The following is a 16,975-nucleotide window of genomic DNA, read 5'->3' on the forward strand; positions in this document are numbered from 1 at the left end:
TACCCATGCGTGAACGCGCCAAAGACCCCGAACGCCATGCCAGGCGCATGGCAGCAAAACAGAAGATCATGCAGGAACGCATTGCCAGTGCCCAGAAAGAACAGGGCGTGTTGCTGGTGCTCACCGGCCCCGGCAAAGGCAAGAGCAGTTCCGGCTTCGGCATGGTGGCCCGGGCTCTGGGCCACGGTATGAAAGTGGGCATCGTCCAGTTCATCAAGGGTGCGTTCAGCACCGGTGAGGAAGCGTTCTTCCGGAGCCTGCCGAACGTGACCTACCACGTGATGGGCCAGGGCTATACCTGGGACACCCAGAACCGGGAACAGGATGTGAAGAGCGCAACCGATGCCTGGGAAGTTGCAGCAAGCATGCTGAGCGATGACAGCTATGACCTGGTACTGCTGGATGAACTGAATATCGCGCTGAAGTACGACTACATCGATCTGGACCGGGTGCTGGATGACCTGCAGGCCCGGCCGGAGATGCAGCATGTGGTGGTCACCGGCCGTGGTGCTCCCCAGGAACTGATCGACCTGGCCGACACCGTGACCGAAATGGGTGTGGTCAAGCACGCCTTCAAGGATCAGGGCATCAAGGCCCAGAAGGGCGTGGAGCTGTAAATGCCCACCCTGATGGTGCAGGGCACCACCTCGGATGCTGGCAAGACCACGGTGGTGGCGGCGCTGTGCCGCTGGCTGGCGCGTCAGGGGGTGTCGGTGGCACCGTTCAAACCCCAGAACATGGCCCTGAACAGTGCGGTTACCGTGGATGGTGGCGAAATTGGCCGCTCCACGGCGTTGCAGGCACTGGCCTGTGGTCTGGAGCCCCACAGTGACATGAACCCGGTGTTACTGAAGCCCCAGAGCGATTGCGGGGCCCAGGTGATATTACGGGGCAGGGTTCATGGCAATATGGATGCCCTGGATTACCACGCCTACAAAGCTGAGGCGATGAATTCGGTGATGGCAAGCTGGCGGGCTCTGAGCGACCGCTTCGATGTGGTCATCGCCGAAGGCGCTGGCAGCCCGGCGGAAATCAACCTGCGGGCCAACGACATTGCCAACATGGGTTTTGCCGAAGCCGCCGATTGCCCGGTGTTGCTGGTAGGGGATATCGACAAGGGCGGGGTTTTCGCCCAGCTGGTGGGTACGCTGGCGTTGATTTCCGACAGTGAGCGGGACAGGACGGCGGGTTTTATCATCAACCGGTTCCGGGGCGATATTGCGCTGTTGGAGCCCGGGCTGGACTGGCTGACGGAACACACGGGCAAGCCGGTGTTCGGGGTTTTGCCATACCTGCATGGGTTGGTGATCGACTCCGAAGACAGCGTCAGTACCGCCGGCATCAGTGAGGCCGGAGCCCTGAAAGTGGTCGTGCCGGTATTTCCGCGGATCAGCAACCACAATGATTTTGATCCGTTGCGACTCCACCCGGGCGTTGACCTGGTGTTCGTGGGGACGGATGAACCCATTCCGCCAGCGGATCTGATTATCTTGCCCGGCAGCAAAAGCACCCGGCACGACCTGCAGTGGCTGAAGCAACAAGGCTGGCCGGAAGCCATCCAGAAACACCTGCGGTATGGCGGCAAGCTACTGGGTATCTGTGGCGGCTTCCAGATGCTGGGGCTAAAAGTGGAAGACCCGGAAGGGCTGGAGGGTGAAGCCGGCACTACCGAGGGCCTGGCCCTGTTCGAAATGGTTACCCGTATGGTGCCGGGCAAGCAGCTCCGAATGGTAAATGGCGGGCTGACCTCCCATGTTGCCAGCACGGCGGTGACAGGCGCCCTGAAAGGCTATGAAATGCACAACGGTGTCACGGAAGGTGCCGCGCTGGTGCGTCCATTTGCAGAGCTGGAAGGCCGGCCGGATGGCGCCGTCAGTGCGGATGGCCAGGTGGCGGGTACCTACATCCACGGCGTCTTCGACGAGCCAGCCGCCTGCCATGCCATTCTGGCCTGGGCAGGCCTTAAAGCACAGGGCGAGCAGTCGGTGGACTACCAGCGTCACCGTCTGCAGCAACTTGATCGCCTGGCCGATCAGGTGGAGCAGTGCCTGGACACAGACCGGTTAAGGAGGCTGTTGCAGTTGTGAGTAACCCGAATGATCCCTTCACCGAGGCCCAGCGCGAAGGCCTGTACCGGGCCATCTTCGAGCGCCGGGATGTGCGCTCCCAGTTCCTGCCAGATGCCATTCCGGAGGAGGTTCTGGCGCGCATCCTGAGAGCTGCCCACCACGCCCCGTCGGTCGGCTTCATGCAGCCCTGGGATTTCATCGTGATCGACAGCCTGGCGGTGCGCGAGCAGGTGCTGGACAGTTTTAACGAGGAAAACGCAAAGGCCTCGGAAAACTACACCGGCGAGCGCCAGCAAACCTATCGGAGCCTGAAACTGCAGGGCATTCTGGAAAGCCCCATCAACCTCTGCATCACCTGTGATCGATCCCGCGGCGGCCCTAATGTATTGGGCCGAAACTCCATTATGGAAATGGACCTGTTCAGCACCTGCCTGGCGGTGCAGAATCTCTGGCTGGCGGCACGGGCCGAGGGCATTGGCGTGGGCTGGGTGAGCATCCTGGATCAGAACGTACTGTCGAATATCCTGCAGTTACCGGATCATGTATACCCATTGGCCTATCTTTGCCTGGGCTATGTCAGTGAATTCCTCGAGCAACCGGAATTACAGTCCAAAGGCTGGCGTTCCCGGCTGCCGCTGGAAGATCTGGTGCATGGGAATAGCTGGGGACAGCCGATTGCGCATAGGAAACTGAAAAAGCACCTCGCCGGGGAGTGATGGGTACCATAAAAAACTATTATCGTTTTCCTCATAGGTCCCGAATTGGGTACGATCCGACCCGACTTGGGACTTCTGTTCAGGGGGTGAGATGAAGTTTTCTGTGTTTTACCAGCAGGCCTTGGCCCGGAAGGGTGGCGAGCAGGCCCTGAAATCCCTGTTGCCTCCGGTCACCGAAAAGCATCGTCTGGCGGAGATCGGCGACGACCGTTACCTGTCCGAGATCACCCGATGCATTTTCAAGGCTGGTTTTGTCTGGCGGGTAATCGAGAACAAGTGGCCGGATTTTGAGGCGGCCTTCGAAGGGTTTGTGCCCGCCTACTGGCAGCAGGTGCCGCCAGAAGTGCTCGAGCAGCTGGCTACAGACGAGCGTATCGTTCGCAACATGCAGAAGATCCGGACCGTGCCGGAAAATGCCCGGATGATCATGGATGTGGCGAAAGACCATGGCAGCTTTGGTCAGTTTCTGGCCCAGTGGCCGTCGACCGATCAGGTGGGGCTGCTGCTCTACCTGAAGCGTAACGGTGAGCGTCTGGGGGGGAACTCAGCCCAGTACTTCCTGCGCCGGGTGGGTTGGGATGGTTTTATCCTGTCCCACGATGTGGTTACCGCCATGACCCGGGCCGGAATACTGGATGCCTCACCGGCCAGCAAGAAAGGCATGAGCCAGGCCCAGGAGGCGTTCAACCGTTGGCACGAAGAGACGGAAATGCCCATCAGCCACCTGTCCCGGATAGTGTCCTTCACGGTGGATAACTGACGATGCCCCCACGTTAGAGAAACAGCAACAGCGCCAGTTCACTGAACACGACAGCTGCGCCCAGGGTGTCGCCGGTGTAGCCGCCAAGCTGGCTACGAAGATAGCTGCCCCAGAACACAGCAACCAGCAGGACGGCCGTTATGGCTGCCGGAATCAGTAACGGCTGCCAGAGTGATAATCCGGCTGCCAGCAACAACACAAACCCCGCGGCCGCCAGCAAGCGGCTGCGGGAGAAACCGTCTGCCACCGGCTTGGATTTACTCTTGTCGGGGTCAGTGACGTACGGCAGGCAGGCCATCAATATCAGCGGTGTCAGCCGGGAAACCGCAGGTGCCACCAGCAACGCAAGCCAGATCAATTCAGCCTCAGCCAGCAGAGCTACTTTCAGCAGCAAGGCCATCACCAGTGCCACCGTGCCATAGGTTCCGATCCGGCTGTCTTTCATGATCTCCAGCCGTTTTTCAACGGTATAGCCGCCGCCGAGAGCATCAACACTGTCCGCCAGGCCATCTTCGTGGAAGGCCCCGGTGATAAACAGGTGCAGAATAACTACCAGGATAATGGCCGCCAGCGGGCTGGCCACCAATGAGAACAGAAAGTAGGCGGCGCAATTGCCAAGGCCGAGCAGAAGGCCCACCAGGGGAAAATAGACGCTGCTCTGGTTCATCAGGCGCTGGGAGTAATCAATCCGGACGAGCATGGGGATACGAGTCAGGAATCCCAGTGCCAGCCAGAAAGCCTGCCATTCTTGTGCAATCCGCGAGCGAGGGAGCAAGGGCGCCTCCTTGAGAATTCAAAAGCGCCCATTGTACGTGAGACCAGCAAAGTTTGCGGCGTTCTCAGAGTAGCATCAGTCCAGCCACTCCCCGGGGTTGTCGGTGGTAAAGCGTGTCACCTTGTCCGGGGGGGCACAGCTGTCCTTCATGTCCTGGTCGCTCAGCAGCACGTAGGTATCCCGGTGAGCGGTGCCCAGCGGTCGGGCCCCCTGTTTATTGAAACAGCCAAGCTCTCCGTCTTCAGCCACCATTAAATAGCTATCCGGTGTCTCCCGCATCCAGAGCCATGCGTTGCGGCTTTCCTGTTCCCTGTCGCTGAAGTAACTGAAATGGGTAAAGTCCCGCTTTGAAAACAGAATGAACTGTTCCCGGAAATTGATCATGCCAATCTGCCCGTCGGCAGGTACGAACTGCTCGGCTGCGGCGAGCACATTTCTGGGTGTGCGCAATGGCTCGAGAATCCGATAACCCCAGGTTGTGAACACCAGCCAACTCACCATCAGGGCAATGAACCAGCGCCCGAGTGCCCGGCAGCGCCAGAGCGCCATGAGACTTGCGACCCAGACAACCCCAAGGGTGAACAACAGGGTGCCGGCTTCGTGCAGTCGAGCCGGATCCTGAGTGTAGTCAGCGACCTTTTCCACCAGACGAGGGTGGTCATGCCAGGCTAGCACGCCCAGGATGACCAAGGCTGCACCTAGCAGCAGATGCAGAACACTGATGACCGCCCCGAACCAGCGTGCCGGGTTTTGTCCACTCAATGCCGGGGCCAGGCTCAGGGCCAGTGCCGGCAAAGCCGGGAGCACATAGACTCCGCGTTTGCCCGGGCTCAGGCTGAAAAACGTCACCACCAACACGATCCATGCCAGCAGAACCACCACGTCCAGCCTGTGTTTGAGAATCTCACGAATGGGCCGCAGCAGTGCCAGGAATAGCAGCGGCAGAGGGAACCACAGCGAGGGAATCACGCTGGCGAGGTAGTAATACCAGGGCTGAATGTGCCCCCAGGAATCGGCATAGCGCTCACCGGTCTGTTTGAACAGAATGTTGTCGCGATAGGCCAGGGCCTCGTCGGTGCCGAGGTGACTGACGGTCAGAACCATCGGCACCAGCCAGGCTGCCACAACGGCCAGCATGACCAGGGGCCCGAGGGCGCAGCGCCAGCGGAGTGTGCCCTGAAACCGAGAAGTGTCCTGCAGTTTCAGGGCCAGCATCGGAATGAACAGCAAGGCGGGCAGAAAGCCAACCCCTTTGGTAATAATGCCAAGCCCCATAAAGGCCCAGGCCACGAAATACCAACGCCAGGACGGCTGCACGAAAAAATGCCGGATCAGACCGTAACAGGCCACCATGATCCAGCAGGCCACCATGGCATCAATCTGGGCTCGCTGGGCCTGAATCAGGAACTGGGGCGTCAGCATCAGCAGCAATGCGGCGATGGTGCCCGTGCGTTGATTCCACAAGCGTGTGGCAAGATCGAACACCAGGCCCAGTGTTAGCACGCTGCACAGGGCGTTCGGCAGTAGAAACGCGATTTTCAGGTTGCCGGTCAGCCAGTAGAAAAAGGCAATGGCCCACATGAACACCGGTGGTTTGTCCGGGTAGAGTTCGCCGCCCCGCATGGGCAGCAGCCATTGCCCGGAGGCCACCATTTCCCGGGCGACTTCGGCGAATCGCGGTTCGTCGGCGGGCCACGGGGAGCGTAACCCGATGCCGGTCAGAATCATGAGTGCCGCGAAGGCCAGTACCACCAGTAACAATTGATTGTACGGCAGATTGAATAAGGTGTCGGGTAAACGCCGAAGACGGAAGTCGAGTGTCATAATTGCAACTCAGGAGGGGTCAGATACGGAATCAGCAAGGGTCTGATTGCGCTGGTTGTGATACAGGTAAGCGCCAATGGCACTTGCCAGCGCGAACAGAACCGCGCTTACCACAAGCTGGTCAAGACGGGCCTGGCCAATCCCTGCGCCGGCCATTGCAAAGATCACCATCTGGGGCAGGTAGCCAAGAACGCTGCCCCAAAAAAACGGGACGAATCGTATCCCGGAACACCCGGCGAGGAGGTTGGTGACAAGATTGCTGCCTACCGGCAACAGCCTGATCATGAGGATTTTGAGCAGGGTGCCTTCCGTGAACAGGCTGTCGAAGCGCTGCATGCGAAGTTCAAAACGGTGTATGAGTGGTGCCCGCAGTAGCCACCGGGCGGCGTAAAAGCAGCCAGTTGCGCCAAGGGCGGTGGCAAGCGTCGAAATGACTGCACCTTCCACGCTGCCGCTGGCAAAACCAAGGATAAAGGCGAGTGCTTGCCGGGGGGCGCCAAATCCGGTGAACAGTGCGCCGAGCAGGGTGATTGCGGCAACTCCTGGCCATCCATACCTTTGCAGGAAGTTGGCGACACTTACCTGGTCGGTGATGAGCCCGAGCCAGTGTCCGTTGATGGCGAAATAGCCGGCAACAAGCAGGCTGATAAGGACCAGCCAGCGAAAAACCGTGGTCATATCATGCATGATCGGTGATGGGTTGTTCGTCGCCGTTTTCTGCGACGCTCGCGATCCGGGGCACCCGTGTGCGGTGAAGCAGCCACAGAACGCCGATCATATCGACAATGCCGGCCCAGGCGCGGTTCCAGGCATTGTATTTTGATACCCCTGCGGTGCGTGGCCGATGATTGACTTCAACAACGGCAATGTCGCCCCCCAGCCCCTTTACCAGTGCGGGAATGAAGCGGTGGGCGTGGTCGAACCAGGGCAGCTTGAGAAAAGTGGCGCGAGGGAACAGTTTCAGACCACATCCCGTGTCTGGCACTCCGTCATGTAGAAACGCATTGCGAATGCGGTTGGCAAGTCGTGACTGAAAGCGTTTCCATGGCGTGTCTTTCCGGTTCCGACGGTAACCGGCAATACAGAAATCCTGTTGGTTCACGCTGCTGGCTTTTTGCAACAATGCCGGGATGTCGGCAGGGTCGTTCTGGCCGTCGCCATCCATGGTGGCGATCCATTGACCTCGGGCTTGGCGTATGCCCGTGGCCAGTGCTCCGCTCTGGCCAATGCTGTGGGTATGTCGAACTGCGTTCAGGTTGCCGTTGAGCACTGCGGCTGTGCGACGGGCAGTCTCCAGCGTTCGGTCGTTGCTGCCATCATCGACGAGCACAATTTCAAATTCTGGATAGTCGCGCATGACGGTAAACGCCTCCGTCAGCAGCGCAGCGATGTTGTCCTGTTCGTCTTTTGCAGGTATGACCAGTGAAAGGGTCGGTTGCCGTGGCATCAGAAAGCTCTCCCGAAAGTGGCATCCAGGGACTCAGGGCCCTGGTAACGGGAGCAAGTATCAGCTTCCAACCTTAATCAAACCTTAACGCCGGTGCTGCTCGCATCGGTAACTGGTGGGTAGCCAGACCCGGACGCACAGGCCGGAACCACCGTCTGGCCGGTCTGACAGAACCAGATGACCGCCATGCAGTTCGGCAATCCGGCGAGCGATGGCAAGTCCAAGCCCGGCGCCTCCTCCCTGGCGTTGATCCAGACGGACAAAGCGACTGAGGGCGCGCTCTCGTTCCCCAGCGTCAATGCCCGGGCCCTGATCGCAGACAGAGATGCTGTAGCCATCGCCCTCAGCGATCAGGCGGGTCAGGATGACAGTGTTCCGTGGACTGTACTGTATGGCGTTGGCGAGCAGGGAGCGCATCAGGGTATTGATCAGGGCACTATGGCACAGAACCATTGCCTGATCGGTATTATCCTCCAGTACGGGGTCAATCTGTTTCTTCAGTGCCAGGGGGGCAACGTCGGCAACGCTCTGTTCAAGGATCGCCGACAGGTTGTTCCGGGTCGGGACGAAGTCAATGCTGGAGTCCACGCGATTGAGTAGCAGCATCTGCTCAACCAGGTGCACCATGCGATCGACGGATTGGATCAGGTCCTGCGACAATTCCGGATGTTCCGTACAGGCCCGCTCCAGATTGAGACGCAAGGCTGCGAGGGGGGTGCGCAACTCGTGAGCCGCATCGGCGGAAAACCGCCGTTCGCGCTCGAGGGCCAGGTCAAGGCGTCGGAGCAAGGTGTTCACCGCCTGAACCAGGCCAGCGACTTCCTTTGGTGCCTGTCGGTCGTCGAGCGGATGTATACGCTCCGGCGCCATATGTCGGATGGGTTTCTCCAGCCTGGCGAGGGGGCGGAACCCGAGTTGAACGGCGACAATCACTGCCACGAGTAGCAGCGGTAACGCCAGAATTAATGGCAGTACGTTCCCGAGTGCCAGTTCCTGACTGAGTTCGCCTCGAATGTCTTCCCGTTGTGCGGTGCGTATCCAGAATCCGGTTTCCGGATCCTGCAGGGTAAAGGTGCGCCAGCGATGGCCGCGTGATTCTGCCCAGGAATAACCGGGAGCCAGCCCCAGATTGTCATCCGAGTTCAGGGTGTCCAGCAGGGGTTCTCTTTCTGGCGTCCACACTTCAAACGCCAGTTTCTTCTCATATTTGTGTCCAACCCCGCCGGGCAGGATTTCGTCTTCATCGGCTTCCAGGTCAAGTTCAACCGCAGGATCAAGTGGCAGCGTCAGGGTCTCGCTCAGGGTTGCCGGCAACTGCTCAATGGCCTGGGTGTCCACCAGATGGCGAACCAGCCCCTGTACAATGCGTGTGCTTTGGGCAAGCTCGGCATCGAACAGTTCCTCCAGCTCGTGATTGCTCTCGATATAACTCCAGAGGGAGGCGATCAGTGCGATCAGGAGCACTGTCGAGGTAACCAGAAGCGTTAACGTGCGAGTCAGCGACATGCGGATGCCCCCGCCGCCTCGGGATCCAGAACGTAGCCGACGCCACGAATGGTGCGTATGACGGGCTTGCCGATCCGGCGGCGAAGGTGGTGAATGTGTACTTCCAGGGCGTTGCTTTCAGCGCCCGAATCCCAACCGTAGAGCTGCTCTTCCAGGCGCCGGCGCGTGGCAACCTGGCCGGGGTGTCGCATCAGGTAGTGAAGAATCTGGAACTCGCTGCGAGGCAGTACGGATGTTTCGCCACCTGCCACAAGCTGGCCGGTATCGGTATTCAGTTTTATTTGCCCCACCTGAAGCTCGGCATCGCCGCTGGTAGAAGCCCCGCGCCGGGTTACTGCACGCATCCGGGCTTTCAGTTCGGCCATGGCGAAAGGTTTGGTCAGGTAGTCGTCCGCCCCGGCATCAAGGCCCAGGAGCTTTTCATCCAGTTCGGTGCGAGCGGTCAGAATGATCACGGGTGTGTGGTTCCCGGCCTGCCTTGCGCCCCGGAGAACATCGAGGCCATCGAGCCGGGGTAAAGTCAGGTCAAGTATGACCAGGTCAAAATGGTCTTGCTTCAGCGCTGTCAAAGCCTGCTGGCCGTCGTCGAGCCAGTCGACCGTATGTTGGTCCTGCCGGAGCATGTCCAGCATTGTGCGGGCAAGTGGATGGTCGTCCTCCACCAACAGTATGCGCATGGATGGTTCCTGCTAAATGTGATCCTGGCGAGTGTGCCACAGAAAGCTTAACGCGGGCTTAAGAAATCTCCGACACTGCCTTAAGGATGGGTTAAGACTCTCCACCTAATCTGGCAGCCGTGACCAGAGGGCCAGCCTGGCCCTGGCTGTTGGAGAACCCTGATGACTGATCCGTTGACCATTTCTGCTTGTTGTCCGCCGGACGCTCCAGATGTCGTGCCATTGCTTCGTTGCGCCGGACGGTGGTTCAGTGAAATCGTGCCTGGTACAGGGATGGCGGAGAGCGTTGCGGCCTTCATTCGCCGCCGCTTTCAGCAAGCTTACGGCGCCGAACCGAACCTGCGTATCCCCTCCCTGCTCGCCTTGACTACGGCCCAGGGCAGCCTGATGGCCGCGGTCGGTGTCCGAAATGCTGCGACTGACACCCTGTTTCTGGAGGACTATCTGTCGGTGCCGGTGCAAACACTGATGCCGGAACCGGGAACAAGGCGCAGCGGTATTGCCGAAATTGCCCACCTGGCCGGGGTGGAAGCCGGGGTCAGCCGCTATCTGTTCGCCTCGCTCTCAGTGTGGTTGGATGCTGCCGGCTATGACTGGGTGGTGTGTACCGGTACCGACCAGTTGCGCAACAGTTTCCATCGGCTCGGCATCGCCACGCAGGTGCTGGCGGATGCCGACCCTTCAAAATTGCCGGATGGCGGCGCTGGTTGGGGTCGCTATTACGACCATCATCCGGTGGTGATGACCATCAAGGTCGCTGATGGTATGGCGGCCTTGCGCGCCGCCGGCTTGCTGGAGCTGGTGCAGCCGGTTGTTGCGGCCGAGGATAAACCGCAGGCGGACCTGGGAGGTGCCTATGGCCGCCTTGCCTGATCTGTTGCTCCGGCGCGTACAGCAGCATCCGGATCACATCGCCCTGCGCGGGCCGGATGCCGGGCTCAGTTACCAGGATTTGTGGCGCGCAGCCGGAGCAGTGGCTGATCAGTTGCGAAATCTGGGCGTCAAACGCATCGGGCTGTGTGGCGACAACACCCCGGCCTGGGTGGTGGCGGACCTGGCCTGCCTGATGGCAGAGGTGGTGTGTGTACCGGTGCCGGTGTTTTTTTCCAGAAGCCAGAACGAGCACCTGATTCAGCGGGCCGGGCTGGATGCCCTGGTATTCAGTGGCGAAGCAGAACAGGCGGAGATGATCGGTCATGGCGTCTGGCTGAGACATGTGCCGGTGTCCCCTGCTGCCTCCTGGATGCCGGAACACACCGCCAAGATTACCTTCACCTCCGGCAGTACTGGTACCCCCAAGGGCGTGTGCCTGTCGGCGCAGCAGCTGGCGGCGACCGCCGGTGCGCTGCAGCAGCGGCTGGAAGGTGTGGAGCTGGAGCAACACCTGTGCATTCTGCCGCTGGCAACCCTGCTGGAGAACATTGCCGGGGTTTACCTGCCCCTGCTGATGGGCGCCACGGTGACGGTTGCCCCGTTGCAGACTCTGGGCATGACCGGCAGCAGTGGCCTCGATCTCGGCCAGCTGTTGGCCGGCCTGAATCGGCATCAACCCCATTCCGTGATTCTGGTGCCTGAGCTGGCGATGGCGCTGGTCAATGCCGGCGAGCAGGGATTGCTGACAACGGATTCGTTTCGCTTCCTGGCGGTCGGCGGCGGCCGGGTATCGCCGGACCTGTTGGCCCGGGGACGGTCGATTGGGTTGCCTCTGTACGAGGGCTACGGTTTGTCTGAATGTGGCTCGGTGGTGGCGCTGAACGTGCCCGGAGCCGAGCGAGAAGGCTCGGTGGGCCTTCCCCTGGGGCATGTGCAGGTAAAGGTGGATAACGAACACCGGATTCTGGTTCGGGGCAATACCCATCTGGGGTATCTCGGTGATGAGCCGCAAGCCGATGACTGGCTGGATACCGGAGATCTGGGCGACCAGGACGCCGAGGGCTTTCTGGCCGTCAACGGCCGGGCCAAGAATCTGTTGATCACCAGCTTTGGCCGGAACATCAGCCCGGAATGGCTGGAAAGTGAACTGGTCCAGGCATTGGGGGCCACTCAGGCCGTGGTATTTGGCGATGGTGAGCCACAACCCGGTGCTTTGGTGGTGATCACCGATAATCGAAGCCCTGATGATGTGCGTGCGGCCCTGACGTTGCTGAATGCCGGTTTGCCGGATTATGCCCGCCTGCAGGCTGTGTACCTGCGCCGGCAACGGCTGACCCAGGCCGAGGGTCACATCACGGCCAACGGTCGCCCGGTGCGGCACCAGATTCAGGCTGACCTGCCCATGCTCATGGCCGAAGCCTTTCCCCTTTTTATGAATCTTTCTGTGCCTGCGGGCACTTCTCCCCAACAGACAACGCCAGGAGTCTCCAACATGGCATTTTTTGACCGACTGCAATCCGAAACCGAACAGGCCCGGGCCCATGTCACCGGAGCCCCGGTGATTCAAGCCATCCAGGAGGGTCGCTTTGACCTTGAAGGCTACACCTGGTTTCTGACCCAGGCCTACCACCACGTGAAACACACGGTACCGCTGATGATGGCTTGCGGCGGGCGGCTCCCTGAGCGGCTGGAGTTTGTGCGCAAGGCGCTGGTGGAATACATCGAGGAAGAATACGGCCACCACGAGTGGATCCTGAACGACCTGGAAGCCTGTGGTGAAGACAAGGAAGCCATCCGCCATGGCCAGCCGGATACCTCCATCGAGCTGATGGTGGCTTACCTGTACGACCGCATCCAGCGCGGCAACCCGGCCGCCTTTTTCGGCATGGTTCAGGTACTGGAAGGCACCTCCATCGAACTGGCCACGCCGCTGGGCGAAGCCATCCAGAAACAGCTGGGCCTGCCTGACCAGGCCTTCAGCTATCTGTATTCTCACGGCGCACTGGACCAGGAGCACTTCGAGTTTTTCCGCAACCTGATGGACAGCATTACAGATCCGGACGACCAGCAGGTCATCATCGAGTCGGCCCGCATGGTGTATCGACTTTACGGCGACATGCTGCACAGCATTCCGCTGCCGGCCAGTAACAAGGAGCAGCGCCATGAGGCTGCATGACCGAACCTTTCTGCTGCTGGGCGGCACTGGCGGCATTGGCCAGGCCCTGATCAGCCCCCTGGTGGAAAGTGGTGCCCGGGTGATTGTGGCGACCCGCCATCCCGAGCGGCTGGAAAAGCGCGCAGGCGTTTCCCCGGTGCACCTGGAGCTGGCCAGCCTGGAACTGGACCGGCAACTGCAACAGCTGACCGAGGTGTATCCGGATATTGATGGCGTGATCCACTGCGCCGGCCAGAACCGCTTTGCGGCGCTGGAGGGCATGGCGGTCAGCGACCTGGACGCCCAGCTCATGGTCAACCTGCGTTCCGCCATGCTGGTCGCCCGGCATTTTGTCCCGCGGTTCCGTAAAGCGGGGATGGGCGGCCTGGTGTTTGTGGGTTCCACCTTCGGCAGTATCGGGTTCCCGGGCTACACCGCTTACTGTGCCAGCAAATTCGGCCTGCGCGGCTTTACCGAAGCCCTGCGCCGGGAGCTGGCGGATACCCCGGTGCAGGTGGTGTACGTGGCCCCCAGGGCGACCGCCACGGCCATGAACCCGGAGCCGGTGAACGAGTTGAACCGGGCGCTGGGCAATGCCATGGACGCTCCGGAAACCGTGGCGGCCCAGATTCTTCAGGCCATGGAAAAGGATGAGCGCCGGCGCTTCCTGGGCTGGCCGGAAAAACTGTTTGTGGTGATCAACGGCATCCTGCCGAAGATGGTGGATAAAGCCATGTTGAAACAACTGCCGGTCATCCGGCGCTTTCTGGATTCAGGAGCAATGTCATGAAGTGGATAGCAATGATGTTGGCCAGTGTCCTGGCCATGCCTCTGTGGGCTCAGGACATACAGGCTGAGCTGGTGCACATTCAGCAACGCTGGGCCGAGATCCAGTATCAGTTGCCCGAGGACGACAGGGAAAAGGCGTTTGAAGCACTGGCCAGGGACGCTGAGACCTTTGTCGCCGATTACCCGGGCCGGGCCGAACCGCTGATCTGGCAGGGTATTGTGCTCAGCACCTACGCTGGCGCCAAAGGCGGTCTGGGCGCCCTGGGGCTGGTAAAAGAGGCCAGGGCTTCACTGGAAGCGGCACTGGACATCGATCCAGAGGCACTGGATGGCTCGGCCTACACGTCTCTGGGTAGTCTATACTACCAGGTGCCGGGTTGGCCGCTGGGGTTCGGGGATGACAGCAAGGCGCGGAGTTATCTGCAAAAAGCCCTGGCGATCAACCCTGATGGCATTGATGCCAATTATTTTTTCGGGGATTTTCTGCTGGATCAGGATGAGCCGGAGCGGGCGCGGGTGTACCTGGAAAAAGTACTGTCGGCGCCAGGCAGGCCGGGTCGTGAGCTGGCAGATGACGGTCGCCGCCGCGAGGCCACACAGCTTCTCGGGCAACGCTGAGCAAACACCCTGCCGGGGGCCGGAACGTGTTCCGGTGCCCGGTGTGATGCATCGAGCTTATCGCCTATATAAGAAAACAGAATTTCACCTTATATATCGTTTCAGTATATCCTTAGATCAAATCATAGATATCGGCGACATCCAAGGTGAATACCATGACTCAGCCTATCGTTCAGCATTTCTTCGATGAACCCACCAACACGTTCAGCTATGTGGTGCGGGATCCGGACAGTCAGGCCTGTGCCATCCTCGATTCGGTTCTGGACTTTGATTACGCGGCCGGTCGTACCGACGTTCGTTCCGCTGACGCCATTATCCAGTACGTTCGCGACAATGATTTAAAAGTTGAGTGGATTCTGGAAACCCACGTGCACGCGGATCATTTATCCGCTGCCCCGTATCTGCACGAGCAGCTGGGTGGTAAAACTGGTATTGGCGCCCGTATTACCGATGTTCAGGAAATCTTCGGTAAGGCTTTTAACGCAGGCACCGAGTTCGCCCGAGATGGCAGTCAGTTTGACCGGCTGTTCAAAGAAGGCGACACATTCACCATTGGTGGACTGGAAGGGCACGTGCTCCATACTCCCGGTCATACCCCGGCCTGCCTGACCTACGTCATCGGCGATGCCGCCTTCGTAGGCGACACCCTGTTCATGCCGGATTACGGTACAGCCCGCTGTGACTTCCCCGGTGGTGATGCCCGTACCCTGTTCCGCTCGATCCAAAAAGTGTTGGCCCTACCGGAGCAGACTAGAATTTTCCTGTGCCACGACTATAAAGCGCCGGGCCGGGAGGAATTCCATTGCATGACCACGGTGGCTGAACAGCGCGAAGCCAACGTGCATGTGCACGAAGGGGTTTCCGAGGATGGGTTCGTTAAGATGCGCACCGAGCGTGACGCGACATTGGATATGCCGCGTCTGATTTTGCCTTCGGTTCAGGTGAACATGCGGGCCGGTGAGATGCCTCCAGCGGAGGATAATGGGCAGGTCTATCTGAAAGTTCCGCTGAACCTGTTCTGAGCCGGGTATGAACCTCAAACGTTATTTGCCAATCCTGCAATGGGCTCCAGTGTACGGCCGTGGTGAGGCCACCAGCGACTTAATTGCGGCAGCGATTGTGACGGTAATGCTCATACCCCAATCGCTCGCTTACGCGCTGCTGGCGGGTCTGCCGGCTCAGGTTGGCCTGTATGCCAGCATTCTGCCGTTGGTGGCTTATGCGGTCTTCGGCACCAGTCGCACCCTCTCGGTGGGGCCGGTGGCGGTGGTTTCGTTGATGACCGCTGCGGCTTTGGCGCCCTTGGCGGCACTGGGCTCTGCGGAATACATTGCCGGTGCCGTGCTGATTGCCATTATGTCTGGCCTGATGCTCACGGTGATGGGCATTCTAAGGCTCGGTTTTTTGGCGAACTTTTTGAGTCATCCGGTGATTTCCGGATTTATCTCAGCCTCCGGTTTGGTGATTGCTGCCAGTCAGCTAAAACATCTGTTGGGTGTGCAAGCATCCGGCCATAACCTGCTGGATATTGGCGGATCTCTGCTCAGTGCGTTCGGTGATATCAATGTGCCAACCCTGTTGGTGGGTGCCGGAACGCTGTTTTTCCTGTGCTGGGCCCGGCATGGCTTGAAACCGCTGTTGGAAAAGCTGGGCCTGACAGCACGCCTTGCTGACATTCTGACGAAAACCGCCCCTATCCTGGCCGTTCTGGCGACCACTTGGCTGGCCTGGCAGTTCAGACTGGACCAGCAAGGCGTGCGCTTGGTTGGCGATATTCCCTCTGGCCTGCCTTCGTTTACACTGCCGAGCCTGGATCCTGCGCTTTGGTCCCAGTTGGCCGTAAGTGCCTTGTTGATCAGTGTGGTTGGTTTTGTTGAATCCGTCTCGGTGGGGCAGACGTTGGCGGCTAAGCGGCGCCAGCGTATTGATCCGGACCAGGAGCTGATCGGTTTAGGAGCGGCCAATCTCAGTGCCGGCTTGTCCGGAGGAATGCCGGTGACCGGTGGTTTCTCCCGCTCTGTGGTGAATTTCGATGCGGGTGCTGAAACGCCGGCGGCCGGAGCCTATGCCGCAGTCGGTATCGGGCTGGCAACCTTGTTTTTGACACCCGCAATTGCGTGGCTGCCTCAGGCAACCTTGGCCGCAACCATCATTGTGGCCGTGGTCACCTTGGTTGATCTACCCGCCCTGCTCCGCACCTTCCGTTACTCGCGCACCGATTTTGGCGCCATGCTGGCGACCATAGTGCTAACGCTGGTGCACAGCGTCGAAGCGGGCATCATCGCCGGCGTGGGCCTGTCGATTGGTTTGTTCCTGTACCGCACCAGTCGCCCGCATTGCGCAGTGTTGGGCCGTGTGCCGGGCACCGAACATTTTCGGAATATTCTGAGGCACGATGTGGAGGTGTGCCCGAAAGTCACCTTCTTGCGGGTGGACGAAAGCCTGTACTTCGCCAACGCGCGCTTCTTGGAAGAGACCGTGATCGAGCTTGTGGCCCGGGAGCTGGAGCTGAAGGATCTGGTGCTGGTGTGCCCTGCGGTCAATCTGATCGATGCGTCGGCGCTGGAAAGCCTTGAGGCCATGAACGAACGCCTTTCAGATGCGGGGGTCCGTTTGCATTTGTCCGAGGTGAAAGGGCCGGTAATGGATCGCCTGAAAGGCACGGAGCTGCTACAGCGAATGGGCGGTCAGGTTTTCTTAAGCACGTATCAAGCATGGAGAACGTTGACCGGGCACCATGGTGCGGCGGTGCCTGCTGAACGCTGA

Annotated in this window: 16 protein-coding genes; 10 read left to right on the plus strand and 6 right to left on the minus strand. The window is 59.8% G+C overall.

All coding sequences use genetic code 11. The features are described from left to right. Window positions 1–5 precede the first annotated feature (5 nt). The 4 genes from cobO (at window position 6) to MWU64_RS09460 (ending at window position 3,545) form a co-directional block, all read left to right on the plus strand. On the plus strand, window positions 6–617 hold the full coding sequence (gene cobO, locus MWU64_RS09445; RefSeq protein WP_247063777.1) for a cob(I)yrinic acid a,c-diamide adenosyltransferase: 612 nt from the start codon (window positions 6–8) through the stop codon (window positions 615–617). Next, window positions 618–2,087 (plus strand): cobyric acid synthase, encoded by a 1,470-nt coding sequence (locus MWU64_RS09450; RefSeq protein WP_247063779.1) that lies wholly within the window; start codon window positions 618–620, stop codon window positions 2,085–2,087. It abuts the gene before it with no gap. Next, complete coding sequence (bluB, locus tag MWU64_RS09455) at window positions 2,084–2,785, plus strand: 5,6-dimethylbenzimidazole synthase (protein ID WP_247063781.1); 702 nt, start codon at window positions 2,084–2,086, stop codon at window positions 2,783–2,785. The genes MWU64_RS09450 and bluB overlap by 4 nt, the downstream gene beginning before the upstream one ends. A gap of 91 nt (window positions 2,786–2,876) precedes the next feature. Further along, window positions 2,877–3,545, plus strand: coding sequence for a DNA-3-methyladenine glycosylase I (locus tag MWU64_RS09460; protein WP_247063783.1), 669 nt, complete (start codon window positions 2,877–2,879; stop codon window positions 3,543–3,545). A gap of 13 nt (window positions 3,546–3,558) precedes the next feature. On the opposite strand, the gene cobS is transcribed toward MWU64_RS09460, so the two are convergent. The 6 genes from cobS to MWU64_RS09490 all read right to left on the minus strand — a co-directional run bounded on the left by cobS (window position 3,559) and on the right by MWU64_RS09490 (window position 9,774). Further along, window positions 3,559–4,320, minus strand: coding sequence for an adenosylcobinamide-GDP ribazoletransferase (gene cobS / locus MWU64_RS09465; protein WP_247063785.1), 762 nt, complete (start codon window positions 4,318–4,320; stop codon window positions 3,559–3,561). A gap of 75 nt (window positions 4,321–4,395) precedes the next feature. Next, window positions 4,396–6,144: a glycosyltransferase family 39 protein gene (locus MWU64_RS09470; protein ID WP_247063787.1), complete on the minus strand. Its 1,749-nt coding sequence runs from the start codon at window positions 6,142–6,144 to the stop codon at window positions 4,396–4,398. A gap of 9 nt (window positions 6,145–6,153) precedes the next feature. Beyond that, on the minus strand, window positions 6,154–6,822 hold the full coding sequence (locus tag MWU64_RS09475) for a VTT domain-containing protein (RefSeq protein ID WP_206854019.1): 669 nt from the start codon (window positions 6,820–6,822) through the stop codon (window positions 6,154–6,156). Between the two features lies 1 nt (window position 6,823). Further along, window positions 6,824–7,591 (minus strand): glycosyltransferase family 2 protein, encoded by a 768-nt coding sequence (locus MWU64_RS09480; protein WP_247063789.1) that lies wholly within the window; start codon window positions 7,589–7,591, stop codon window positions 6,824–6,826. A gap of 84 nt (window positions 7,592–7,675) precedes the next feature. After that, on the minus strand, window positions 7,676–9,097 hold the full coding sequence (locus MWU64_RS09485) for an ATP-binding protein (protein ID WP_247063790.1): 1,422 nt from the start codon (window positions 9,095–9,097) through the stop codon (window positions 7,676–7,678). Further along, window positions 9,088–9,774, minus strand: coding sequence for a response regulator transcription factor (locus tag MWU64_RS09490; RefSeq protein WP_247063792.1), 687 nt, complete (start codon window positions 9,772–9,774; stop codon window positions 9,088–9,090). Before MWU64_RS09490 ends, MWU64_RS09485 begins: the two co-directional genes overlap by 10 nt. A 162-nt stretch (window positions 9,775–9,936) precedes the next feature. Here MWU64_RS09490 and MWU64_RS09495 point away from each other — a divergent pair, with 162 nt between their 5' ends. The 6 genes from MWU64_RS09495 to sulP all read left to right on the plus strand — a co-directional run bounded on the left by MWU64_RS09495 (window position 9,937) and on the right by sulP (window position 16,975). Then, complete coding sequence (locus MWU64_RS09495; protein ID WP_247063794.1) at window positions 9,937–10,647, plus strand: thermostable hemolysin; 711 nt, start codon at window positions 9,937–9,939, stop codon at window positions 10,645–10,647. Next, on the plus strand, window positions 10,631–12,823 hold the full coding sequence (locus MWU64_RS09500; protein WP_247063796.1) for an AMP-binding protein: 2,193 nt from the start codon (window positions 10,631–10,633) through the stop codon (window positions 12,821–12,823). Before MWU64_RS09495 ends, MWU64_RS09500 begins: the two co-directional genes overlap by 17 nt. Further along, window positions 12,810–13,592, plus strand: a complete 783-nt coding sequence (locus tag MWU64_RS09505; protein ID WP_022990577.1) for an SDR family oxidoreductase — start codon at window positions 12,810–12,812, stop codon at window positions 13,590–13,592. Before MWU64_RS09500 ends, MWU64_RS09505 begins: the two co-directional genes overlap by 14 nt. Continuing rightward, on the plus strand, window positions 13,589–14,209 hold the full coding sequence (locus MWU64_RS09510; protein ID WP_058342315.1) for a tetratricopeptide repeat protein: 621 nt from the start codon (window positions 13,589–13,591) through the stop codon (window positions 14,207–14,209). The genes MWU64_RS09505 and MWU64_RS09510 overlap by 4 nt, the downstream gene beginning before the upstream one ends. Window positions 14,210–14,364: 155 nt before the next feature. Beyond that, the gene (locus tag MWU64_RS09515; protein ID WP_247063799.1) at window positions 14,365–15,231 is read left to right on the plus strand and encodes an MBL fold metallo-hydrolase; all 867 of its coding nucleotides are present in this window, start codon (window positions 14,365–14,367) and stop codon (window positions 15,229–15,231) included. 7 nt (window positions 15,232–15,238) lie between these two features. Beyond that, window positions 15,239–16,975 carry a sulfate permease gene (gene sulP, locus MWU64_RS09520; RefSeq protein WP_247063801.1) on the plus strand — a complete coding sequence of 579 codons (1,737 nt, stop codon included), beginning with the start codon at window positions 15,239–15,241 and terminating at the stop codon, window positions 16,973–16,975.

The organism is Marinobacter sp. S0848L (genome assembly GCF_023016065.1).
GTDB lineage: Bacteria > Pseudomonadota > Gammaproteobacteria > Pseudomonadales > Oleiphilaceae > Marinobacter.

Bases quoted from the DNA above. Each gene is read 5' to 3' on its own strand.
- MWU64_RS09495 (WP_247063794.1), top strand. From the start codon at position 9,937: ATGACTGATCCGTTGACCATTTCTGCTTGTTGTCCGCCGGACGCTCCA.
- MWU64_RS09485 (WP_247063790.1), bottom strand. From the start codon at position 9,097: ATGTCGCTGACTCGCACGTTAACGCTTCTGGTTACCTCGACAGTGCTC.
- MWU64_RS09515 (WP_247063799.1), top strand. From the start codon at position 14,365: ATGACTCAGCCTATCGTTCAGCATTTCTTCGATGAACCCACCAACACG.
- MWU64_RS09475 (WP_206854019.1), bottom strand. From the start codon at position 6,822: ATGACCACGGTTTTTCGCTGGCTGGTCCTTATCAGCCTGCTTGTTGCC.
- MWU64_RS09470 (WP_247063787.1), bottom strand. From the start codon at position 6,144: ATGACACTCGACTTCCGTCTTCGGCGTTTACCCGACACCTTATTCAAT.
- MWU64_RS09500 (WP_247063796.1), top strand. From the start codon at position 10,631: ATGGCCGCCTTGCCTGATCTGTTGCTCCGGCGCGTACAGCAGCATCCG.
- MWU64_RS09450 (WP_247063779.1), top strand. From the start codon at position 618: ATGCCCACCCTGATGGTGCAGGGCACCACCTCGGATGCTGGCAAGACC.
- MWU64_RS09505 (WP_022990577.1), top strand. From the start codon at position 12,810: ATGAGGCTGCATGACCGAACCTTTCTGCTGCTGGGCGGCACTGGCGGC.
- MWU64_RS09460 (WP_247063783.1), top strand. From the start codon at position 2,877: ATGAAGTTTTCTGTGTTTTACCAGCAGGCCTTGGCCCGGAAGGGTGGC.
- sulP (WP_247063801.1), top strand. From the start codon at position 15,239: ATGAACCTCAAACGTTATTTGCCAATCCTGCAATGGGCTCCAGTGTAC.
- MWU64_RS09480 (WP_247063789.1), bottom strand. From the start codon at position 7,591: ATGCCACGGCAACCGACCCTTTCACTGGTCATACCTGCAAAAGACGAA.
- MWU64_RS09510 (WP_058342315.1), top strand. From the start codon at position 13,589: ATGAAGTGGATAGCAATGATGTTGGCCAGTGTCCTGGCCATGCCTCTG.
- cobO (WP_247063777.1), top strand. From the start codon at position 6: ATGCGTGAACGCGCCAAAGACCCCGAACGCCATGCCAGGCGCATGGCA.
- MWU64_RS09490 (WP_247063792.1), bottom strand. From the start codon at position 9,774: ATGCGCATACTGTTGGTGGAGGACGACCATCCACTTGCCCGCACAATG.